The sequence below is a fragment of the Pseudonocardia cypriaca genome, assembly GCF_006717045.1.
GTDB classification, from domain to species: Bacteria; Actinomycetota; Actinomycetes; order Mycobacteriales; family Pseudonocardiaceae; genus Pseudonocardia; species Pseudonocardia cypriaca.
Window position 1 is genome coordinate 1,695,612 of sequence record NZ_VFPH01000001.1, and the last position, 21,101, is coordinate 1,716,712.

The window sequence follows — 21,101 nt, forward strand, 5'->3', positions numbered from 1 at the left end:
CATGACAGCAATGGAGCTGTCCCGTCGTCGCTTCATGCTCGGGGCCGCGAGCCTGGGCAGCATCCCCCTGCTCGCGTCCTGCGTCGGCACGGGCGGCGGCGAGGCGGGCGGCGGGCAGGCGTCGGCCACGATCACCCTGCAGTCCTCGATCCAGGACACCGCACCGAAGGCCGCGCTCGAGGAGATCGTGGCCGCGTACCGGGGCGCAGGCGCCCCGGTCACGCTCAACGCGGTGGCCACCGAGCAGTTCCGGGCGCAGCTGTCGACCTACCTGTCGTCGGCGACCCCGCCGGACGTGCTCACCTGGTACGCCGGGTCGGTCGCGAACTCCTACGCGGCCGAGGGCCTGCTGATGGACGTGTCCGACCTGTGGACCGGTGACGGCGCGTGCGCCCGCTTCTCGGAGGCGCTGAAATCGCTCTCGACGTCGGCGGACGGGAAGGCGATCTTCGTTCCGACCAGCTACTACTGGTGGTCGGTCTTCTACAAGAAGTCGGCCTTCGCGTCATGGGGCGTGGAGCCGCCGACGACGTGGGACGGGTTCATCGCGCTCTGCGACCAGCTGAAGGCCCGCGGAATCCACCCGCTCACCAACGGGATCGGCAGCACGGCGTGGATGGCGTCGGGCTGGTTCGACTACCTGAACCTGCGGATCAACGGCGCCGACTACCACCGCGCGCTGCTGGCCGGGCAGCGGTCGTTCACCGACCCGGAGGTGGTGGCGGTGCTGCAGGAGTACGCGCGGCTGATCCCGTACTTCCACCCCAACCAGACCTCGTGGGACTCGCAGCAGGCGGTGACGCCGATGGTCAACAACGAGGCGGCGATGTACCTGGTCGGTGCGTTCGTCACGCAGTACTTCCCGGAGGACCAGCGCGACGACCTGGACTTCTTCTCGGTGCCGCCGATCAACCCCGCCGTTCCGACCGCCGAGGAGGCGCCCACCGACGGGTTCTTCGCGTCGGCGCGCAGCGACAACCCGGAGGGTGCGAAGGCGCTGCTGTCCTACCTCGCCTCGCCCCAGGCGCAGCAGGACTACATCACGAAGGCCGGCTCGTCCAACCTGCCAACCTCGCCCGACGTCGACACGTCCGGCTTCAGCCCGCTGGTGCAGAAGGGCATCCAGCTGCTCAACTCCACCCAGGAGATCACGCAGTTCTTCAACCGCGACTCCAGCGATGCGCTGCAGACCACGGCGGACGCCGCGCTCACACGGTTCATCGCGGACCCGACGGACATCCCGGCGCACCTGCGCGACTGGCAGGCGGCCGCCCAGCAGGTCTTCTCGTCATGACCGCCGTGCAGGACGCCCCCGTACGGACGGACGCTCCGCCGCGGCAGCGACGGCGGCGGCGGCGCGTGCCGCCGCTGGTGTGGGCGTTCCTGCTGCTGCCGCTCGCCGTCGAGCTGTTCTGGGTCTTCTGGCCCGCGATGAACAGCTTCTCGTTGTCGTTCACGTCGTGGAACGGCGTCGGGGCGGCGCGACCCGTCGGGTTCGAGAACTACGAGCGGCTGTTCGCCGACCCGATCTTCGTCACCGCCCTGCGCAACAACGTGATCTGGGCGATCGGGTTCGGCGGGCTGTCGGTCGCGGGCGGGCTCGCGCTCGCCGTGGCGCTCAACCGGCCCGGGCCGGGCGTGGGTATCTACCGCAGCGCGATCTACCTGCCGATGGTCATCTCGCTGGCCGTGACCGGCCTCTTGTGGCGCGTCATGTACCAGCCCGGCGGGCCGATCGACGCCGGCCTGGGCGCGATCGGGCTCGGCGAGCTGCAGCAGCAGTGGCTCGCCAACCCCGACACCGCGCTCTACGCCGTGCTCATCGCGGCCGTGTGGCGGCAGGTCGGCTACATCATGGTGCTCTACCTCGCCGGGCTGAAGGGCTGCGACCCGACCCTGGAGGAGGCCGCCGCCGTGGACGGCGCCAACGCGTGGCAGCGGTTCTGGAAGGTCGTCATGCCGCAGCTGCGCGGCGTCAACACGGTGGTCTTCGCCGTCACGGTGATCGACTCGCTGCGCACGTTCGACATCGTGTGGGCGATGACCCGCGGCGGGCCCTACAACACCACGCAGCTGCTCTCGACGTACATGTTCCAGCAGGGGTTCACGCTGGTGAACCTCGGCTACGGCTCCGCGATCGCCGTGGTGATCTTCGTGCTGGCGATCGCGTTCATCATCACCTACCTGGTGCGCCAGGCCCGGGCGGAGGACGTCTGATGCGGACCACCCGCTCACCCTGGTTCCACGCCGTGATGATCCCGTTCACGCTGCTGTGGCTCGCGCCGATCGTGTTCGTCCTGTTCGTGGCGCTGCGGACCTTCGACGACATCGCCACCCGCGGCCTCGGCGCCCTGCCCGCGGCCCTGACGCTCGACGGCTTCGCCACGGCGCTCGCCGGCGGCCAGGTGGCCACCGCGCTCGCCAACAGCGCGGTGGTGACCGTGTGCACGGTGGTGGCGTCGCTCGCGCTGGCCGCCATCGCCGCGTACGCGCTGTCGCGCCACCGCATCCCGGCGCGCCGCACGATCCTGCTCGTGATGCTGGCCGGCAACCTGCTCCCGCCGCAGATCCTGCTCATCCCGGTGTCCCGGATCGCCCAGGGCCTGGGGATCTACGACACCCTGTTCGCGCTGGTCGTCGTGCAGGTCGGGTTCGGGCTCGGGTTCTACACGTTCGTGCTGCACGGGTTCATGCGCGCGCTGCCGGCGGAGGTGTTCGAGGCAGCGCTGCTCGACGGGTCCGGCCCGGGCCGGACGTTCTGGAGCATCGTGCTGCCGCTCTGCCGGCCCGCGCTGGCCGCTCTCGCGGCACTGGCCACGACCTGGATCTACAACGACCTGATCTGGGCGATGACCGTGCTCCAGACCGACACCAAGTTCCCGATCACCGCGGCCCTGCTCAACCTGCAGGGCGGCTACTCGAGCTCGTGGAACGTGATCGCGGCGGGCTCGCTGGTGGCGGCGGTGCCGACGGCGATCGTGTTCTTCGTGTTCCAGCGGCACTTCGTGTCCGGGCTGCTGGTGGGCTCCGGCAAGTGAGCGAGTGGGAACTGCGGACCGCCCGGTCGGCGTACGTCGTGCGCGAGACGCATGGCGGGCTGGAGCTCGTCCGGTGGGGCGGCCCGGTGCGGGTCGTCCCGCCGCGTGGCACGTTCGAGACGCCCGCCGACATCGCCCCGCTGGAGTTCGCCGCGGGCGGCACCCGGCACTCGCAGGGCAGCGAGCTACTGGTGCCGGGCGGCGGGTCGCTGCGGCTCGTGCCCGGCTCGGTCGCGGGCACCGAGGAGCGGCTGCAGGCGCTGCTGCGGGACGACGACCTCGGGCTGGAGGTGGAGCTGCACTGGCGCACCTCCCGCCGGCACGACGTCGTCGAGCGGTGGGCGGTGCTGCGCGCATCCCGCGAGCTCACGCTGACGCGGGCGTTCGGGGCGGGCTGGAACGTGCCGGTCGGGCCCGGCGCCCGGGTGGGCACGCTGGCCGGGGCGTGGTCGCGCGAGTTCACGCCGAACGAGGTGGACCTGCCGGCGGGGGAACTGTCGCTCGGCAGCCGGCAGGGGATCACCTCGCACACCTACGCGCCGGTGGTGACCCTGCGCTCCCGCGACTCCGACGACGCCTACGGGATCGCGCTCGCGTGGAGCGGGTCGTGGCGGCTCACGGTCGATGCGGTGCCGTTCCGCGAGGTCGTGCGCGTGAGCGGCGGGATCGACGACGAGGGGCTGCTCACGCTCGGGCCGGGGGAGGAGTTCGAGACCCCGCACCTGCTCGGCGTCCGGAGCGAGGAGGGGCCGGCCGGCGTCGCGCGGGGTTGGCACGCCTACCAGCGCGAGCTCGCCCGCGGCCCCGAGCACCGGCCGATCGTCTACAACTCCTGGTACGCCACGCGGTTCGACGTGCGGGTCGACCACCAGCTCGCGCTCGCCGACGCCGCCGCGGACCTGGGCGTCGAGGTGTTCGTCGTGGACGACGGGTGGTTCCGCGGGCGCACGAGCGACCGCGCCGGGCTCGGGGACTGGTTCGTCGACGGTGCGAAGTTCCCCGACGGCCTCGAACCGCTGGTCGAGGGCGTGCTCGAGCGCGGGATGCGGTTCGGGCTGTGGGTCGAGCCGGAGGCCGTGAACCCGGACAGCGACCTCTACCGCGCCCACCCGGACTGGGTGCACCAGCCGCTCCTGACGCTGCGCAACCAGTACGTGCTCGACCTCGGCAGGCCGGAGGTGGAGGCGTGGGCCGCCGCGATGCTGCGCAGGCTGCTGACCGAGTACCCGATCGGCTACCTCAAGTGGGACATGAACCGCGCGATCCCGCTCGGCGGGTCGATCCGGCACACGCAGGCCTACCACCGGCTGATGCGGATGCTGCGCGAGGAGTTCCCGCAGGTCACGGTCGAGGCGTGCGCGGGCGGCGGCGGGCGGGTCGACAACGCCGTGCTCGCCGTGTCCGACGTCGTGTGGCCGAGCGACGAGACCGGCCCGCGCGACCGGCTCGCGATCCAGCACGGGTTCCTGTCCGCCTACCCGCCGCACGTCATGAGCTCGTGGGTGACCGACGAGCCGGATCAGCTGGACACGGCCCCGGCGAGCCCGGAGTTCCGGTTCGTCGTCGCGATGGCGGGGGTGCTCGGGATCGGCGCCGACCTGCTCGCCTGGTCCCCGGACGTCCGGGCCCGGGCCCGTGAGCTGGTGGCGCTGTACCGGGAGATCCGGCCGGTCGTGCACGCGGGCGAGGTGACCTGGCACGGCGCCCCGGCCGACCCCGCCTGCGCCGTGCAGTACGCGACGGAGGACCGCATCGTGCTGCTGGCCTGGGCCCGCCCCGGCGCGGCCCCGCTCCGCGTGCCCCTGGCGCCTGGCCCGCGAGTCGGGCATCCGGGCACGGCGGGTCCGGCGCTCCAGCACGGCGACGGCCGCCGGTTCCGGGTGCTGGGCAGCGGTGAGCTCGTCGGAGGGGAGGTCGTGGTGCCGTTCCGGCTCGCCCCGGACTGCGACGTGGTGATCCTCGACCGGGTCCCGGATGCCTGAGTGGCGCCCGCGACCGCTCGTCGTCGAGGTCGACCTCGCCCACGGCGGCCGCTGGACGTCGTTGCGCACCCCGGAGCGGGAGTGGCTGTGGCACCACCCCGATCCGGCGGTCGCGGCCGCGCGGGCGGCAGTCGCCCCCGGCGCCGCTTTCGTCGACGCGGGCGGGGTGGAGGAGTGCCTGCCCACCGTCCGCGGCGAGCCCGACCACGGTGCCGTCTGGTCCCGCCCCTGGTCCGACGCGGGCGTCGTCGCCGACGGGTTCCGGCTCGACCGGCGGATCGGCGGCGACGGGGAGATCACCGTGGACTACACGATCACCGGCCCGCCGCGCGAGCCCGTCGTGCACGCGGTGCACGCCCTGCTCGACGTCTCGCCGGCGGCACGGCTGGACGCGCCGGGTGCCCGCACGGCACACCTGCTCGACCAGGGCGCCGTGGTGCGGTGGCCCTCCGGGCTCGACCGCCTCGGCCCCGACGACGGCACCGCCGTCGCTGCGGTGCTGCCCGGCTGCGCCGTGGCGACCGTGGTCGACGGCCCGGACGCGCTCGCCCTCACCTGGCGCGCCCCGTCCTGCTCGCTGCTGCTGTGGCGCAACCTGCGCGGCTGGCCGGACGGCGCGCCATACCGTTCGATCGGGGTGGAGCCGATGATCGGATCGGCCGCCACCCTCGCCGACCCCGGCGCCGGCGAGCCCGCGCGGCTCGACGCCGAGGGCGTTCTGCGCTGGCAGCTTCGGGTGAGGGCGTGGCGGTGGTCGGGCCCCGGCCGACCCTCGGACTCCGTGGGACCCGGGTCACACGGGGGTGAGTGCGATGATCGGGGCTCGGACCCGAGCTGGAGGAGAACACCGTGACGCAGGACCGCCCCCTGTCGGAGTGGCAGAAGCTGCGGCTGACGTTCACCCGGAGATGGCGGGGCTCCGGCTTCTGGTACGGCCTCGCGATCGCGCTGATCTGGCCGTTCGCGATGTTCGGCACCAAGGTGAGCTGGCGCGGGGGCGAGCACATCCCGCGCTCCGGCGGAGCGCTGCTCGCGATCAACCACGTGTCGTTCGCCGACCCCATCTACAACGTGGCGTTCACGATCTGCCACGGGCGGATGCCCCGGTTCCTCGCCAAGTCCGAGCTGTGGAGCACGCCGGTGGTGCGCTCGGTCCTCGGAGGCGGGCAGCACATCCCGGTCTACCGCGCCACGGTCCGCGCCAAGGACGCCTTCGGCGACGCGATCGCGGCGATCGAGCGCGGCGAGGTCGTCGCGTTCTACCCGGAGGGCACCTACACCGCCGACCCCGACGGCTGGCCCATGAAGGCCAAGAACGGCATCGGGCGGATCGCGCTGCTCACCGGCGCCCCGGTGATCCCCGTCGCGAACTGGGGCACCCAGGACGTCCTGCCCCCCGGTACCGGCCGCCCGCGACTCTTCCCCAGGCGGCGGGTCACCGTGGTCGCCGGCCCGCCGGTCGACCTCTCGGCCTGGCTGGGCGGCCCCCGCACCCGCACCGCCCTGGACGGCGCGACCAACGCGATCATGGCCGACGTCACGCGGCTCGTGGCCGAGGTACGCGGTGAGACCCCGCCCGAGGCCCCGTTCGACCCGGCGCGGGCGGGGACCCCGCTGAAGGACGAGCGGTCGGCCAGCTGACGGCTGGCAGGCTCTCCCACCGGGTCTTCATCGGCGCCACGTCCTATCCGGGCCGTCTCCCACCGGGCCTTTTCGGTGTCACGCCCGTCTAGGCACCTCTCCACCGGGCCTTCGGTGGCGCCGCGCATCGTGCGGGGCCGCTCCTCACGCCTCAAGGGCGCTGCGCGTCGCTGCGCGATCGCTTCGCGCCCCTTGATGGGATGAAGGAGCGGGGCCTCCGCTCCTCGTGGCTCCCGGCTCATGCTCGGGGTGCTCACACCAACGATTTGAGGAGGCCCCTGTGAGCGAATCGTACGAGGGCAAGCAGGTCGTGGGAATTGACCTGCACCGGCGGCGGTCGGTGCTGGTTCGCAAGACCGAGATGGGTGAGACGTTGGAGACGGTGCGGATCTCCAACGATCCGGAGTATCTGCGGCAGGTGATGGCCCGCGCCGGGGAGGCCCCGGAGGTGGTGCTGGAAGCGGCCTATGGCTGGTACTGGGCTGCGGACACCCTGGCCGAGTTGGGCGCGCACGTGCATTTGGCGCATCCGCTGGGGGTGAAGATGTTCTGCTATCGGCGGGTGAAGAACGACGAGCGGGACGCGGGGGATCTGGCTGATCTGTTGCGGATGGGTCGGCTGCCCGAGGCGTGGATCGCGCCACCGGCCACCCGGGAGCTGCGTGGTTGGGTGCGGCATCGGGCCAAGCTGGTGGCGTTGCGCTCGAGCTTGAAATCCCAGGTCCACGCCGTGCTGGCCGAGGCCGGGGTGCAGGTGCCGATGAGTGATCTGTTCAGCCCGGGCGGGCAGCACTTGTTGGCCGCGGCCCGGCTGTCGGTCGAATCACGCGCTCGGGTCGACTCCGCGCTACGACTGATCATTAACGTGGACTTCGAGGTCGAGTTGTTCGCCAAGTTGGTCACCAACCGGCTGCGCGAACATCCCGGCTACCGGGCGATCCAGCAGATCCCCGGGGTCGGGCCCACCTTGGCCGCGGTGTTCGTCGCTGAGATCGGTGACGTCACCCGCTTCCCCGGACCCGCGCAGCTGGCCAGCTGGGCCGGGTTGACCCCGAAACACCATGAGTCCGACACCACCGTGCATCGCGGCCGGATCACCAAACAGGGTTCCCGGTTGGTGCGTTGGGCTGCGGTGGAGGCGGTGCAGCGGGTCGGCGAACACACCCGCACCGGTGCGGTCCGGGAGCGGGTCGCCGCCCGCCGCGGCCGCAACATCGGCGTCGTTGCCGCCGCCCGCGAGCTGGTCGAGCTGGTCTACTACGGCCTACGCGACGGGCACATCCGCCGGCTCACCCCGCCCCAACCCCACACCCCGCCCCAACCCCACACCCCGCCACACATCCCGCCCCAGCCACACACCCCGCCCGGCAGATCGGCGGCATGAGCCGGCCGCCAACCGAGGTGGGCGCCGGTCGCACGGGTCATGACCCCCGTCCCAGCGCAAGATCACAGCGCGCAAGATCACAGCGCACGATCACGGCGCCGGGAACCACGGCGTGGTCGCCCCCTTGATTGACCCCGCTCACCGCGAACCCGTCGCAGCACTCCATGCCCAACGGGCGAAGGGATGACCGACAGCCCTCAACCGGGCCTGTCCACCGCCGGGGCACCGGCACTGGAGCACGCACCCGACCCTCGATCACCCGACCCCCGGGAGCCGCGAGACCACCCCCTTTTCTCCACCCTTGAACAGCGTGCGCCGCCCGGCGTCGGCATCAAGGACCTGCGGCCGCTACGCGGTCGACCCTCCGGGCCGATCCTTGACCCCGACGCCTCAGCCCGCCGCGCCCAAGAACAGGCCGGAGAACCGAGAAGAAAGATCAGCAGCCGCAACCGCGGGTTGACCGGCCCCGCTCCTTCAGGGATGACCCGTGAGCCTCTGCGACCCCTTCAGGCCCGCTTCGCGGGCAGGCGGTGGGCCTGCCCTCTTGGCGCGCGGCGCCACCGAAGGCTGATCTCACCCCACGATCGAGGCTTCGCCCCCGTGGAAACGGGCAAAACGGCCGGGAGTGTGCGAGAGCAAGGAGACGCCCGAGACCGGCCTCCTGGCGGCGCCGCGCGCCGAAGGGGCAGGCACGGGGCCTGCCCGCGAAGCGGGCCGGAAGGGGCCGCAGAGGCTCGCAGGTCAAGGGTCGCGGTAGCGATCGCGGAGCGACGCGCAGCGCCCTTGAGCTGGGAGGGGCGGCCCCGCACAATGCGCGGCGCCGCCAGGAGGCCGTGAGAAGCTGGCGCTGGGCGGCTCAGGCGGCGCGGGCCAGCTTCTCCAGCCGCCGCTGGGTGGGCCAGCGCACGGAGTGGGCCCAGCCCAGCTTCTCGAACGCCCAGATGACCCGCGCCGAGATGTCGACCTGTCCGCGCTGGACGCCGTGGCGGGCGCAGGTGGGGTCGGCGTGGTGCAGGTTGTGCCAGGATTCGCCGAAGCTGAGGACGGCGAGCGGCCAGACGTTGCGGGAGTGGTCGCGGGCGGCAAACGGCTGGTCGCCGATCATGTGGCAGATCGAGTTGATCGACCACGTGACGTGGTGGAGCAGCCCGACGCGCACGAGCCCGGCCCAGAAGAACGCGGTGAGCGCGCCCCACCAGGACCAGCTGAGCAGCCCGCCGAGGGCCGCCGGGACGAGCAGGGTGGCCACCGACCAGGTGACGAACAGCCGGTCGACCCGGAGGATGTCGCGGTCGGCGAGCAGGTCGGGGGTGAAGCGCTCGCGGTTGGTCTGGTCGCGGTCGAACAGCCACCCCATGTGGGAGTGCCAGAAGCCCTTGGCGAGGGCGGCCGGGCCCGTGCCGAACAGCCACGGCGAGTGCGGGTCGCCCTCCTTGTCGGAGAAGGCGTGGTGGCGGCGGTGGTCGGCCACCCAGGTGATGACCGGGCCCTGCATGGCGAGGCTGCCGGCCAGCGCGAGCGCGATGCGCAGCGGCCGCTTCGCCTTGAACGAGCCGTGGGTGAAGTAGCGGTGGTAGCCGACCGTGATGCCGAGCCCGCTCGTGACGTAGAAGACCAGGGCGATCGCGATGTCGATCCAGGTGAGTCCCCATCCCCAGGCGAAGGGGATCGCGGCGACGAGCGCGGCGAGGGGGAGGATCACGAAGACGTAGACGCTGATCTGCGGCGCGAGCCCGCGCCTGCCTTCCAGGATCGGCCGAGCCGATCCGGTGGAACGAGTGGGGGTATCGGCCACGGTCATGGGCATGCACCTCGCGACGTCGAAGAAAGGGTTACCTTACCTGGACTGTGTACCAGGCGTACGTCGATCGGGGTACCCGCTAGAGATCCAGACCGAGCAGTGCGTTTTCCACCACCTCCGGCAGCGCCGGGTGGATCCAGTACTGGCCGGTGGCCATCTCGCGGGCGCCGAGGCCGAACGACATCGCCTGGATGAGGGGCTGGATCACGGTGGACGCCTGCGCGCCCATCACGTGCGCTCCCAGGAGCCGCCCGGTCCCGCGCTCTGCGAGCACCTTGCAGAACCCCGTGGTGTCCTCCATCGCCCACCCGTAGGCGACATCGCCGTACTCCTGCACCGCCGCGGTGTAGTCGAGGTTCCGGTCGCGGCACTCCGCCTCGGTCAGCCCGACCGCCGCGATCTGGGGGTCGGTGAAGACGGCGGCGGGCACGAACCGGTGGTCGCTGCTCCGCGGCGCACCGGGGTGCAGCAGGTTGTGCGCCACCACCTTCGCCTCGTGGTTGGCCACGTGCTTGAGCTGGTGGTCGGAGCTGACGTCGCCGAGGGCGAAGATCCCGTCGACGGCGGTGCGCTGCTCCGCGTCGACGACGATCCGGCCGTCGGGGTGGGTGGTGACGCCGGTGCGGTCGAGGTCGAGCCGGTCGCTGTTGGGGCGCCGTCCGGTGGCGACGAGCAGCAGGTCGCCGCGCACGGACGTGCCGTCGGCCAGGTCGAGGGCGATGTCGCCGTGGCGCCCGCGGACGCCCATGACCTCGTTGCCGAGGTGGACGTCCCACCGGGCCTGGGCGATCTCGGTGAAGCGCTCGCAGACGGTCTCGTCCTGGTGGCGCAGCACGGTGCTGCGCCCGACGATCGACACCTTCGCCCCGAGTGCGGAGAACACGTGCGCGAACTCGACCCCGATGTAGCCGCTGCCGAGGATCACGACGTGCTCGGGGAGCGCGTCGATCCGCATGACGGTGTCGGACGTCTCGTACGGCACGCCCGCCGCCGTGACGACGTCCGGGATCACCGGACGGCTCCCGGCGGCCAGCACGATCTTCTCCGCGGTGAACGCGTCGGTGCCGGACCCGTCGGTGCGGGCGACGGCCAGCTCCTTGTGGCCGGTGAAGCGCGCGTGGCCCTCGTAGACGGTGACGTTCGGGCTGCGGTCCACCCGGTACTCGCGCCCACCGACGGAGATGGGGTCGATGCGGCCGAAGATGCGGTCGCGGATGTCGGTCCAGCGGACCTTGTCCACCGTGGCGTCCACGCCGAAACGGCTCGCGTGCCGGACGACCTGCGCCACCTCGGCGGCGTAGACGTACATCTTCGTGGGGATGCAGCCGACGTTCAGGCAGGTGCCGCCGAAGACGCCGTGCTCGACGAGCGCGACGTCGAGGTGCGCGAACCGATCGTCGACGATCGAGTTGCCCGATCCGGTTCCGATGACGACGAGGTCGTGGTGGCGCACGCTCCCAACCTACGTGCCGGTTCGGGAGAAGTGGTGCCGGTCCACCGGGGAGGTCCAGTGCCCGCCCCACTTCCAGCCGATGCGCGCGAACGCGGCGACCACCGGCCCGCCGCCGGAGATCATGCCCGGCAGGTCGCGGTCGCGATCCAGGTACGCCGAGGCGAGCTCGGGCAGCACGAGGTCACCCTTGCTGTAGGGGTTCTGGAACGGGTTGACGTCCACGGCGAGGCCGAGGGCGTGCGCCGACCAGCGCGTGAGGCCGACGGCGGGCCGGCAGACGAACGCGGTGGTGTTGTTGTCGTCGCCGGTGGGCGGGGCGGTCAGTTCGGCAGGCTCGACGACCCGCATCTCCTCGATGGGGAAGTCGGCCGCGTAGAGGTCGCCGAACACGGTCGCGACGTCGTCCGCGACCGTCGCGGCGACGATGAGCTCACCGGTGTGCGCGCCGCCGTCGAAGCCGCGGAAGGTGACGGTGACGTACCGCAGGTCCGCCGCTCGGACCGGGCACTCCGGCTTCCACGTGGAGCGGGCGAGGACGTCGTCGGGGACCGGCCCGACCGTGGAGACGAACCTCCCGTCCGCGGGCGGCGGGAGGATGTCGCGGGTGGGGAGCCTGCGGTCCACGAGGTCGGGCGGGGTGGGCTGGGCCACGCCGTACCCGTCGGGGCGCAGGGGGAGCGGGGGTCGCTCGGCGGCCGTCGCGGGCATGCCGACCAGTGTGGCTGCCACGGCGACGATCACGTATCTGAGCACCCGCCGAGCCTCGCACGCCCGCTGGCGGCGGGCGCTCACCCGATCTGGTAGGCAGTCGGGATGAGCAGTGAGACGGAGACGGCCACCCTGCACCGCGCGTGGGCGGCGGACCTGCCACCGAGCACGCTCTACGAGCTGATGCGGCTGCGGGTCGACGTCTTCGTCGTGGAGCAGGCCTGCCCGTACGCGGAGCTCGACGGGCGTGATCTCGAGGACGGGACGCGGCACTTCTGGCTGGGCGGCGACGGCAAGCCGGAGCCCGTGCTCGGATACCTGCGGCTGCTGTGCGAGCCGAGCGGTGAGTTCCGGATCGGCCGGCTGTGCACCGCCCGCTCGGTACGCGGGCGGGGGCTGGGCCGTCAGCTGATGGAGGCGGCGCTGGCCGAGGTCGGCGACCGCCCCTGCGTGCTGGACGCCCAGGAGCACCTGACGGGCTTCTACCGCCCGTTCGGCTTCCGTCAGGTGGGCGAGTCCTACGACTGGGACGGGGTGGCGCACGTCCCCATGCGCCGGGACTGAGTCCAAGATCGCAGGACGTCGCGTGAAGGACGCCGTTGCGGGATACTCACGGGTGGTCACGAAGAGTGTCGAGCGAGCGAGGTGACCGCATGAACGACGACCCCACGCGGGCGATGGACGTGCGCTCGCCCTCCTACGGCAGCGTCGGCCCGGCCGATCCGCACGCCGACCCGGAGACGCAGCCCTCGCTGCGCCCGGTCGTCGCCGACGGCCCCACCGTCCCGACGCCGAGCGAGCCGAAGGCGCGGGCGGGCTGGCCGGCCGATGAGCCGGTCCAGCGCTCGCGCACCGGCATGCTGTGGATGGGGCTGATCCTGTCCGCGCTGGTGCTGCTGGTCCTGCTGGTCTTCATCCTGCAGAACAGCACGCCCGTGCAGATCAACTTCCTGAACCTGTCGGGCACCCTGCCCATCGGCGTCGCGCTGCTGCTCGCCGCCATCGCGGGCCTGCTGCTCGTCGCGATCCCGGGCGGGCTGCGCATCCTGCAGCTCCGCCGCGCCGCCCGCCGCCGCTGAGTCCGGGAGGCCTCAGGACCTGCGCCCGCCCACCGCGATCTGCCACGGGGCGAGCTGGTTGCCGGCGACCTCCGTCTGCTCGGCGCTCAGGTTGACCACCACCACGCCGTCGTCCGCGCGGAAGGCCAGCAGGTTCGGGCGCGACGGCGACCGCCCGATCTCGACGCCGCCCGCGGCCATCCGCGGTACCAGGAACTGCCAGGCCTGGGTGAGCGGGAGCGGCCGTCCGCCGTCCTCCTCGGTGGAGTCGGACCACAGGGCGGGGGAGCCGAGGTCCTCGTCGGCCTGCGGGCCCCACAGCAGAGCACCGGCGGTTCCCGACTCGGCCATGGCGGCGATCGCGGCGAGGTTCACGGCGGCGTTGGCGGGGCTCCCGGGCGCGTCGTCCTCACCCGCGGGGACCTCGGGGTAGTACTCGGCCCACCAGATCGGCAGGTCGCTCCGCTGCTGCAGCCAGCGCGCCATGTCGGCGAACTTCCGGCCGCCGTCGAGCGGGTTCAGGCCCTCCTGGTTCCGCTTGTTCGACGCGGTGTCCACCGCGAGGAAGTCGGCGCCCACGTTGTTCTGCAGCCAGTAGTCGACCACGTCGAGCGTGCGCTGGTCGGCCGCCCCCCACGGACCGGCGACGGTGGTCGAAGTGTCCTCTGCGCCCTCGTCGAGGCTGATGAGCACGACGTACGGGCCGCCGACCAGCACGTCCGGCCGGACGTCCTTCACCGCACGGTAGACCTGGTTGTAGAGCTCGGTGTAGCCCTCGTAGTCCCAGCGGTCCTGATCGCTGTCCCAGAAGCCCTTGAGCTCGTTCCACACCATCACGCGTTCGACCTGCGGGTAGCGCTTCACCGCCTCCGCGGCCAGCCGCGCGAAGTCGCCGAAGTGCTCCGGCGTCGGCTCGTCCTCGAGAGCGTCCCAGTCGGTCTCGCCCGCCTCGCCGCCCTTCATCCAGTCCGGCGCGCAGCACAGCGTGAGCATGCTCCGCTGCCCGGTCTCCTCGGTGAGCTTCATGCGCCGGTCGAGCGTGCTCCAGTCGTACGCACCGGGCTCGGGCTCGGGGTTGTCGGTGCCGAAGCCCATGAGGTGGTGGTTCTGCCAGATCGCGCTGTCCGCCGAGAGGATGTCGATCCCGCGCTGCCGGGCCTCGGCGGGCTCGCTGTCGTCGAGGCTCTTCTGCGTGTGCGTGACGCCCAGCTCGAGCGCCGTCTCCTGCTTCGTCCACGTCCAGTCGCCGTCGAGCTCGATGGGCGGCAGCGTCTCGTTCGGGGAGGGCAGGGTCGGCGACGCGATGGGCCCGGCGGAGCAGGCGACCAACGCCGCGGTGAGCGCCGCCAGCACGGCGACGAGACGGCCTCTGGGACGGGGAGCGTGCACGAGTACCTCGGTGTCCGGTTCGGGAAGGTTCTCCGTGACGGTGGCAGGGAATCCCTGTGGCCCGGCTGAGAACCCTCCCGTTCCGGCCCGATGACGGTCAGGCGGCGGTGTCGCGCCTGCGCCGACCGCGGCGGGAGGCGAGCCCGTTGCCGTTGCCGGTACGCGGGCGGCGCGGTGCCTGCGCGGGCTTCGGCGGGGCGACGATCGCCACCCCCGACGGCGGACGCGCGCCCGTGATCCGGGCCAGCTCACCGTCGCCCGCCCGCACCTCGGTCTGCGGGGCACGCACCCCGGCCAGCCGCATCATCCGCTCGACGTCGCGCCGCTCGTCGGGGGTGACGAGCGTGACGACGGTGCCCGAGTCACCGGCCCGCGCGGTACGCCCGGCGCGGTGCAGGTAGTCCTTCGGGTCGGCCGGCGGGTCGACGTGCACGACGAGGCTGACGTCGTCGATGTGGATGCCGCGTGCGGCCACGTCCGTGGCGACGAGCACCGGCGTGCGGCCGTCCTTGAACTCCGCGATCGCCCGGTTGCGGGCGTTCTGCGCCTTGCCGCCGTGCAGCGCGCCCGCCATCACGCCCTCGCGCCGCAGCAGCTTCACGAGGCGGTCGACGCCGTGCTTGGTGCGGGCGAACAGGATGGTGCGACCGTCGCGCGCGGCGATCTCGGTGATGACCCGCGCCTTGGCGCCCGGGTCGACCAGCAGGACGTGGTGGTCCATGGTGGCCACCTGCGCCGTGGCCGATGCGACGGAGCGCGTGACGGGGTCGGTGAGGTACTGGCGGACCAGCGCGCCCACCTCGCCGTCGAGCGTGGCGGAGAACAGCAACCGCTGACCACCGGACGGCGTGAGGTTCAGGATCCGCCGGACCTGGGGCAGGAAGCCCATGTCCGACATGCGGTCGGCCTCGTCGAGCACCGTGACCTCGACCTGGGAGAGGTCGCACGTGCGCTGGTCGGTGTGGTCGGTGAGGCGGCCGGGGGTGGCGACGACGAGGTCGACGCCCCGCTGCAGCTCGGCGGCCTGCCGGTTGAACGACAGCCCGCCCACCACGACGGCGGTGGACAGGCGCAGCGCCCGCGCGAACGGGGCGAGCGCGTCGTCGACCTGCTGGGCGAGCTCACGGGTGGGGACGAGGACGAGCCCGCGCGGCTGCCGGGACCGGGCGCGGCCGCCGGCGAGCCGGGCGAGCAGCGCGAGGCCGAACGCGAGGGTCTTGCCGGAGCCGGTCTGGCCCCGGCCGAGCAGGTCGCGGCCCGCGAGGGTGTCGGGGAGCGTCGCGGCCTGGATCGGGAACGGCTCGGTGAAGCCGTTCGCGGCGAGCGCGCGCGCGACCGGCTCGGGCAGGCCGAGCTCCGCGAACGACGGCATGCCCGTCTCCGGGACGGTCCACAGCTCCTCGACCGGTGCGACGGGAGCGAGCGGGGAACGGCTCTGCGGGGTGCGGGAGCGGCCGTGGGGGGAGCGGGTGCGGCCGCCGTCTGAGCGACGCGACCGCGGGCTCGCCGAGTTGTGGGCACGGCGAGTGGACGGGGATGACAAGAAGGACCTCCGGGACGTGGCACGTCGCTCGGAGAAACAGCGCCGGGACGGCGGCTGGGATCTCGGGACGAGCCCGGGCGCATCGGTGCGCGCCCTGATGGGTACTGCGGGCTGGCGCCCGCTTCATGGCCGTTCCACGGCCGGGCGCTCGTGATCAGGGTAACCGAGCGCCCGGCCGCGAACCGCGCAAGTGGCGAGCTACCCCTGTGACGTTCCGCCGTTCTTCGGCATTCCCACCTCCGCCCGCAGCTCCTCGAGCAGGCCCTCGGGCGTGCCGACCCCGTCCGGCAGGCCGCGGGCGGTGAACCACTCGCCGATCCGCCGCACGTCGCGGGCCAGGAACTCGGGGCCCTGCGGGTTGCCGATGACGTCCACGACCTGCGGAAGGTCGATCAGCACCAGCCGTCCGTCGTGCACCAGGAGGTTGTAGGCGGACAGGTCGCCGTGGGCGAGGCCGTGGCGGGCCAGCCCGAGCAGGGCGTCGACCAGCTGGTGCCAGAGATCACACAGCTCGTCCCGCTCCGGCCGCAGCTGGGCGAGCCGCGGGGCGGCGGTGCCGTCGTCGCTGCCGAGGAACTCCAGCAGCAGCTCGGTGCCGCTGCACTGCACGGGGTAGGGCACCGCGACGCCGTCCGCCCACAGCCGGGACAGCGCCGCGAACTCCGCGGCCGCCCACTGCCCGGCCAGGATGTCGCGGCCGAACGCCGTGCGGTTGGCCATCGCCCGTGTCTCGCGGGACCGGCGCACGCGCCTGCCCTCGAGGTAGCCGGCGTCGCGGTGGAACATGCGGTGCTCGGAGGTGCGGTAGCGCTTGGCGGCCATCAGGGCCCGCCGGTCGGTGCCCGGCACGTAGCGCTCGACGAGGTGGACGTCGGCCTCCTTGCCGGTCTTGATCACGCCGAGCTCGGCGTCGACCGCGGCGTGCTCGGTGACGACCCAGGCCGGACGCGGGTGCGGCCCGTGCTCGGCGCCGTCCCACGTGGACCAGCGGTCGCCCTCGGGTGGGCCGTCGAGGTCGACGCCCAGCCGTTCGTCCAGGGTGGACAGGTCGGGCTCGCGGCGCCGGGGCGCGGGGGCCTCGTCGTCGAAGCGGCGACGGCGCGGCTTGCGGGAGGCCTTGGGTTCGTAGATCTCGGAGTACGACTCGTAGTCGTGCAACGCGGGGCTCCAGAGGGAGTGTGCGCCCCGCGGATCGTCGTCAGCGCGGGGCGGGGATCGGACGAGGGCATGCCACGTCCCGGACAGGGATGGACATGTCGCACCTCCTCCTGATCACGCCGGCTCCGGCGACCTGCTGCGGAAGCCTCCCGGACCCCGGTCGTCCCACACAACCGATTTACGCGGCGATCACGATCTCCAGCGCGTTCCCCCTGCGCTCCACCCGCATCCCCGCCCTGCGGGCGATCGCCGCGACGCCCGCCGCATCCGTCGGCTCCCCGCGGGTGCTCGCGAGCACCCGGGCGAGCCTGCCCTTGTGCGCCTTGTTGAAGTGGCTCACCACGCTGCGGCTGCCGTCGGGCCGCTCCGCCAGTACGTTCACCGTGACCGCGCCGGGCACGCGGCCGAGCGCGGCGTAGGAGCCCGAGCGCAGGTCCACCACCAGGTCCGCGGCGGCGACGGCGGCCAGCTCCGGCTCGAGCACCGGCTTCCAGCGCGCCGCGAGGGTGCCCCCGCCGGGGAGCGCCGAGCCCGCGGAGAGGCGGTAGGCGGGCACCTGGTCGTCGGCGCGGAGCAGCCCGAACAGCGCCGACCCGACGGCGAGGCGAGCACGCGCCCGCCCGACCGCGGCACCGCGCAACGAGCCGGCGTCGAGCGCGTCGTAGAGCACGCCGGTGTAGCGGTGCAGGGCCGGCAGGGTGGGCGAGGTCCACAGCGCGGCGTTGCGGGCGATCTCGGCGTCCTGCGCGGGGGACAGACCGAGCGCGGCGCGGCACGCCGGAACGTCTGCTGCGAGGTCGACGAGCTCGTCGACGAGCGCCTTGCGCACCCCGTCCAGGGCGGGATGGGAGAGCGCGTCGAGCCGCAGCGGTGGGCCGTCGCCGCCGTCGCGCTTGGTCTCCGACGGGGGAAGCAGGACGAGCACGGGGCGAAGGGTAGACGTGCTCGATGTTGTGCCAGAGGTGAACGGCCGATTACCGTCCCCGGCGTGATCCGTCTCGTGACGCGCCGGCATGTCGACTACATGCGGACCGCGAGCGCGGTGTGTCGAGCCGGCCGCTGATCGCCGCCCTCGCCCACTCCTTCCTCGCCTCCGGGAGACATCCATGTCCGAGAACTGGTCGTTCGAGACCAAGCAGGTCCACGCCGGCGCCACCGCCGACCCCACCACCGGCGCCCGCGCCACCCCGATCTACCAGACGACGTCCTACACGTTCCGCGACACCGAGCACGCCGCCGCGCTGTTCGGGCTCACCGAGCTGGGCAACATCTACACGCGGATCATGAACCCCACCCAGGACGTGCTGGAGCAGCGCGTCGCCGCGCTCGAGGGCGGGCTCGCCGCCGTCGCGTTCGCGTCCGGCCAGGCCGCGCAGACCCTCGCGCTGCTCAACATCGCCGAGGCGGGCGACCACATCGTCTCCAGCGCCTCCCTCTACGGCGGCACGTACAACCTGTTCCACTACACGTTCCCCAAGCTGGGCATCGAGGTCTCGTTCGTAGAGGACCCCGACGACCTCGACGAGTGGCGCGCAGCGGTCCGCCCGAACACCAAGGCCTTCTACGCCGAGACGCTCGGCAACCCGCGCGGCAACGTGCTGGACGTGCGCGCGGTCGCCGACGCCGCGCACGCCGCCGGCCTGCCGCTCATCGTGGACAACACGGTGCCCACGCCGTACCTGCTGCGGCCCATCGAGCACGGCGCGGACATCGTGGTGCACTCGGCCACGAAGTTCCTGGGCGGGCACGGCACCGCGATCGGCGGCGTCGTGGTCGACTCCGGCAACTTCGCATGGGGCGAGCACGCCGACCGCTTCCCGGGGCTCACCACCCCGGACCCGAGCTACCACGGCCTCAACTACTGGGAGGCGCTCGGCCCGCAGTCCTACATCATCAAGCTGCGGGTGCAGCTGCTGCGCGACCTCGGCCCGGCCATCTCGCCGCAGAACAGCTTCCTGCTGATCCAGGGGATCGAGACGCTGTCGCTGCGCATCGAGCGGCACGTGCAGAACGCGCAGGCGCTCGCCGAGTGGCTGGAGCAGCGCGACGAGGTCGAGCAGGTCCACTACGCCGGCCTGCCGTCCAGCCGCTGGTACGAGGCCGGGCAGAAGTACCTGCCGCGCGGCGCGGGCGCCGTCGTCGCGTTCGAGATCGCAGGCGGGATCGAGGCCGGCCGGAAGTTCGTCGACGCGCTGGAGCTGCACAGCCACCTGGCCAACATCGGTGACGTCCGCAGCCTCGTGATCCACCCCGCGAGCACGACGCACAGCCAGCTGTCGGGCGAGGAGCAGCTGGCCACCGGGGTGACGCCCGGGCTGGTGCGGCTCTCGGTCGGCCTGGAGGGCATCGAGGACCTGAAGGCCGACCTCGAGGCCGGGTTCCGCGCCGCCAAGGGCGCGTGACGACGCTCGGGACCCCGCTCCCTCCCGCCACCGGCGCATGGCGGGAGGGGGACGACCCGGGCCGTCGCCAGTGGGTCGTGCTGCCGGCGCCGCTGGAGCTGGAGGCCGGGGGCGCGCTGCCGGACGTCCGGATCGCCTACGAGACGTGGGGCGTGCTGAACGCGGACGCGTCCAACGCCGTGCTCGTGCTGCACGCCCTCACCGGCGACAGCCACGTGAGCGGCCCGGCCGTGCCCGGCCACCCCACGCCGGGCTGGTGGGACGCCCTGATCGGGCCGGGCCGGGCGCTCGACCCGGCGCGCTGGTTCGTGGTGGCGCCGAACATCGTGGGCGGCTGCCAGGGCAGCACGGGCCCGGCCTCGCCCGGCCCGGACGGCAGGCCGTGGGGCAGCCGCTTCCCCCTGGTCACGGCGCGCGACGCGGTGGCCGCCGAGCGGGTGCTCGCCGACGCGCTCGGTGTGGACGCGTGGGCGCTCGTGATCGGCGGCTCCATGGGCGGGATGCGAGCCCTGGAATGGGCGGCGACCGAGCCCGACCGGGTGACCCGGCTGTGCCTGCTGGCCTGCCCCGCCGCCACCACGGCCGACCAGATCGGCTGGGCGGCCCCGCAGCTGGCCGCCATCCGCGACGACCCGGGCTGGTGCGGCGGTGACTACCACGACGCCCCGCCAGGGCAGGGCCCCCACCGCGGCCTCGGCGTGGCGCGGCGCATCGCCCACCTGAGCTACCGCAGCGCGTTCGAGCTCGGGGAACGCTTCGGCCGAGACGCCCAGTACGGCGAGGACCCGTGGCGCGGCGGCCGGTACGCGGTGGAGTCCTACCTCGACCACCACGCCGGCAAGCTGGTGCGCCGCTTCGACGCCATGTCCTACGTGCGGCTGACCGAGCTGATGAACGCCCACGACGTGGGCCGCGGGCGCGGCGGCACCGCGGCCGGGCTCGCCCGCGTGACGGCCCGGACACTCGTGGCGGGCATCAGCTCCGACCGGCTCTACCCGCTCGAACAGCAGGCCGAGCTCGTGGCGGGCATCCCGGGCGCGGGCCCGCTACGGGTCATCGACTCCCCGTACGGGCACGACGGCTTCCTCATCGAGGCCGGCGCGGTGGGCGCGCTCGTCACGGAGCTACTGGATCGTTGATCCTTCGTGCTCGCCGATGCAGAACTCGTTGCCCTCCGGGTCGGCGAGCGTGGTCCAGGCGAAGGTCGCCGGGTCGCCGCGTTCGCCGAGCACCGTGGCCCCGAGCCGGACGAGCCGCTCCACCTCGGCCTGCCGCCCGCCGACCGGCGCGCCCAGGTCGAGGTGGAGGCGGTTCTTGCCCGACCGCGGCTCCGGCACCAGCTGGAAGGCCAGCAGCGGGCCGCCCTTCGGCGGAGGGGCCAGCATGATGAACGCGTCGTCGTAGTTCTGCAGGACGGTGGTGTCGAGCGCCGCTGACCAGAACCCGGACAGCGCCGCCGGATCTGCGCAGTCGACGGTGACCATGCCGATGGAAAGTGCCATGCCGCGGACGCTAGCGAGGGTGTCCGACGGAACCCGCGGCGC

General features: G+C 72.9%; 19 protein-coding genes. 11 read left to right on the plus strand and 8 right to left on the minus strand.

The genetic code is table 11. From position 1 onward, the window contains the following. The first annotated feature begins 1 nt into the window (after nucleotide 1). The 7 genes from FB388_RS08010 (at nucleotide 2) to FB388_RS08040 (ending at nucleotide 8,045) form a co-directional block, all read left to right on the plus strand. A complete protein-coding gene (locus tag FB388_RS08010) occupies nucleotides 2-1,294 on the plus strand; it encodes an ABC transporter substrate-binding protein (protein ID WP_142099005.1) in 1,293 nt (430 codons plus the stop codon). After that, complete coding sequence (locus tag FB388_RS08015) at nucleotides 1,291-2,217, plus strand: carbohydrate ABC transporter permease (protein ID WP_142099008.1); 927 nt, start codon at nucleotides 1,291-1,293, stop codon at nucleotides 2,215-2,217. The genes FB388_RS08010 and FB388_RS08015 overlap by 4 nt, the downstream gene beginning before the upstream one ends. Further along, nucleotides 2,217-3,038 carry a carbohydrate ABC transporter permease gene (locus FB388_RS08020; RefSeq protein ID WP_142099011.1) on the plus strand — a complete coding sequence of 274 codons (822 nt, stop codon included), beginning with the start codon at nucleotides 2,217-2,219 and terminating at the stop codon, nucleotides 3,036-3,038. Before FB388_RS08015 ends, FB388_RS08020 begins: the two co-directional genes overlap by 1 nt. Then, on the plus strand, nucleotides 3,035-5,020 hold the full coding sequence (locus FB388_RS08025) for an alpha-galactosidase (RefSeq protein WP_170225523.1): 1,986 nt from the start codon (nucleotides 3,035-3,037) through the stop codon (nucleotides 5,018-5,020). The genes FB388_RS08020 and FB388_RS08025 overlap by 4 nt, the downstream gene beginning before the upstream one ends. Next, entirely contained in the window at nucleotides 5,013-5,873 is an 861-nt protein-coding gene (locus tag FB388_RS08030; RefSeq protein ID WP_211361816.1) for a hypothetical protein, read from the plus strand. The genes FB388_RS08025 and FB388_RS08030 overlap by 8 nt, the downstream gene beginning before the upstream one ends. Further along, on the plus strand, nucleotides 5,870-6,661 hold the full coding sequence (locus FB388_RS08035) for a lysophospholipid acyltransferase family protein (protein WP_142099017.1): 792 nt from the start codon (nucleotides 5,870-5,872) through the stop codon (nucleotides 6,659-6,661). The genes FB388_RS08030 and FB388_RS08035 overlap by 4 nt, the downstream gene beginning before the upstream one ends. 310 nt (nucleotides 6,662-6,971) lie before the next feature. Then, on the plus strand, nucleotides 6,972-8,045 hold the full coding sequence (locus tag FB388_RS08040; RefSeq protein WP_281290408.1) for an IS110 family RNA-guided transposase: 1,074 nt from the start codon (nucleotides 6,972-6,974) through the stop codon (nucleotides 8,043-8,045). Between the two features lie 856 nt (nucleotides 8,046-8,901). On the opposite strand, the gene FB388_RS08045 is transcribed toward FB388_RS08040, so the two are convergent. The 3 genes from FB388_RS08045 to FB388_RS08055 all read right to left on the minus strand — a co-directional run bounded on the left by FB388_RS08045 (nucleotide 8,902) and on the right by FB388_RS08055 (nucleotide 12,007). Further along, nucleotides 8,902-9,846, minus strand: coding sequence for an acyl-CoA desaturase (locus FB388_RS08045; protein ID WP_142099019.1), 945 nt, complete (start codon nucleotides 9,844-9,846; stop codon nucleotides 8,902-8,904). A gap of 79 nt (nucleotides 9,847-9,925) precedes the next feature. Then, entirely contained in the window at nucleotides 9,926-11,299 is a 1,374-nt protein-coding gene (locus FB388_RS08050; RefSeq protein WP_142099022.1) for a mycothione reductase, read from the minus strand. 9 nt (nucleotides 11,300-11,308) lie between these two features. After that, nucleotides 11,309-12,007, minus strand: a complete 699-nt coding sequence (locus tag FB388_RS08055) for a M15 family metallopeptidase (RefSeq protein ID WP_142102739.1) — start codon at nucleotides 12,005-12,007, stop codon at nucleotides 11,309-11,311. A gap of 105 nt (nucleotides 12,008-12,112) precedes the next feature. On the opposite strand from FB388_RS08055, the gene FB388_RS08060 reads away from it, so the two are divergent. Together FB388_RS08060 and FB388_RS40265 are read left to right on the plus strand one after the other, a co-directional pair. Continuing rightward, nucleotides 12,113-12,571 carry a GNAT family N-acetyltransferase gene (locus FB388_RS08060; protein ID WP_142099025.1) on the plus strand — a complete coding sequence of 153 codons (459 nt, stop codon included), beginning with the start codon at nucleotides 12,113-12,115 and terminating at the stop codon, nucleotides 12,569-12,571. Between the two features lie 89 nt (nucleotides 12,572-12,660). Continuing rightward, nucleotides 12,661-13,086 carry a lipopolysaccharide assembly protein LapA domain-containing protein gene (locus FB388_RS40265; protein ID WP_246121731.1) on the plus strand — a complete coding sequence of 142 codons (426 nt, stop codon included), beginning with the start codon at nucleotides 12,661-12,663 and terminating at the stop codon, nucleotides 13,084-13,086. Between the two features lie 12 nt (nucleotides 13,087-13,098). Here FB388_RS40265 and FB388_RS08070 read toward each other — a convergent pair whose 3' ends face one another. The 4 genes from FB388_RS08070 to yaaA form a co-directional block, all read right to left on the minus strand. Continuing rightward, entirely contained in the window at nucleotides 13,099-14,454 is a 1,356-nt protein-coding gene (locus FB388_RS08070) for a glycoside hydrolase family protein (protein ID WP_142099028.1), read from the minus strand. 97 nt (nucleotides 14,455-14,551) lie between these two features. Then, nucleotides 14,552-15,826, minus strand: coding sequence for a DEAD/DEAH box helicase (locus FB388_RS08075; protein WP_142099031.1), 1,275 nt, complete (start codon nucleotides 15,824-15,826; stop codon nucleotides 14,552-14,554). A gap of 369 nt (nucleotides 15,827-16,195) precedes the next feature. Beyond that, nucleotides 16,196-17,155 carry a serine protein kinase RIO gene (locus tag FB388_RS08080; protein ID WP_211361818.1) on the minus strand — a complete coding sequence of 320 codons (960 nt, stop codon included), beginning with the start codon at nucleotides 17,153-17,155 and terminating at the stop codon, nucleotides 16,196-16,198. A 178-nt stretch (nucleotides 17,156-17,333) separates the two neighbouring features. Continuing rightward, nucleotides 17,334-18,080: a peroxide stress protein YaaA gene (gene yaaA, locus FB388_RS08085; protein WP_142099033.1), complete on the minus strand. Its 747-nt coding sequence runs from the start codon at nucleotides 18,078-18,080 to the stop codon at nucleotides 17,334-17,336. Between the two features lie 181 nt (nucleotides 18,081-18,261). Between yaaA and FB388_RS08090 the strand changes: the two genes are divergently transcribed. Next, on the plus strand, nucleotides 18,262-19,557 hold the full coding sequence (locus FB388_RS08090; protein ID WP_142099036.1) for a bifunctional o-acetylhomoserine/o-acetylserine sulfhydrylase: 1,296 nt from the start codon (nucleotides 18,262-18,264) through the stop codon (nucleotides 19,555-19,557). After that, on the plus strand, nucleotides 19,554-20,696 hold the full coding sequence (gene metX, locus FB388_RS08095) for a homoserine O-acetyltransferase MetX (protein ID WP_142099039.1): 1,143 nt from the start codon (nucleotides 19,554-19,556) through the stop codon (nucleotides 20,694-20,696). Before FB388_RS08090 ends, metX begins: the two co-directional genes overlap by 4 nt. Here the strand turns inward: metX and FB388_RS08100 are convergent. After that, nucleotides 20,682-21,059: a VOC family protein gene (locus FB388_RS08100; protein ID WP_142099042.1), complete on the minus strand. Its 378-nt coding sequence runs from the start codon at nucleotides 21,057-21,059 to the stop codon at nucleotides 20,682-20,684. The two genes, metX and FB388_RS08100, sit on opposite strands and share 15 nt — an antisense overlap. Between the last annotated feature and the right edge of the window lie 42 nt (nucleotides 21,060-21,101).

Coding starts and splice junctions, on each gene's coding strand:
- FB388_RS08015 (WP_142099008.1), top strand. CDS start 1,291: ATGACCGCCGTGCAGGACGCCCCCGTACGGACGGACGCTCCGCCGCGG.
- FB388_RS08055 (WP_142102739.1), bottom strand. CDS start 12,007: ATGCCCGCGACGGCCGCCGAGCGACCCCCGCTCCCCCTGCGCCCCGAC.
- FB388_RS08060 (WP_142099025.1), top strand. CDS start 12,113: ATGAGCAGTGAGACGGAGACGGCCACCCTGCACCGCGCGTGGGCGGCG.
- FB388_RS08075 (WP_142099031.1), bottom strand. CDS start 15,826: ATGCCGTCGTTCGCGGAGCTCGGCCTGCCCGAGCCGGTCGCGCGCGCG.
- FB388_RS08100 (WP_142099042.1), bottom strand. CDS start 21,059: ATGGCACTTTCCATCGGCATGGTCACCGTCGACTGCGCAGATCCGGCG.
- FB388_RS08045 (WP_142099019.1), bottom strand. CDS start 9,846: ATGACCGTGGCCGATACCCCCACTCGTTCCACCGGATCGGCTCGGCCG.
- FB388_RS08020 (WP_142099011.1), top strand. CDS start 2,217: ATGCGGACCACCCGCTCACCCTGGTTCCACGCCGTGATGATCCCGTTC.
- FB388_RS08090 (WP_142099036.1), top strand. CDS start 18,262: ATGTCCGAGAACTGGTCGTTCGAGACCAAGCAGGTCCACGCCGGCGCC.
- FB388_RS40265 (WP_246121731.1), top strand. CDS start 12,661: ATGAACGACGACCCCACGCGGGCGATGGACGTGCGCTCGCCCTCCTAC.
- FB388_RS08010 (WP_142099005.1), top strand. CDS start 2: ATGACAGCAATGGAGCTGTCCCGTCGTCGCTTCATGCTCGGGGCCGCG.
- FB388_RS08030 (WP_211361816.1), top strand. CDS start 5,013: ATGCCTGAGTGGCGCCCGCGACCGCTCGTCGTCGAGGTCGACCTCGCC.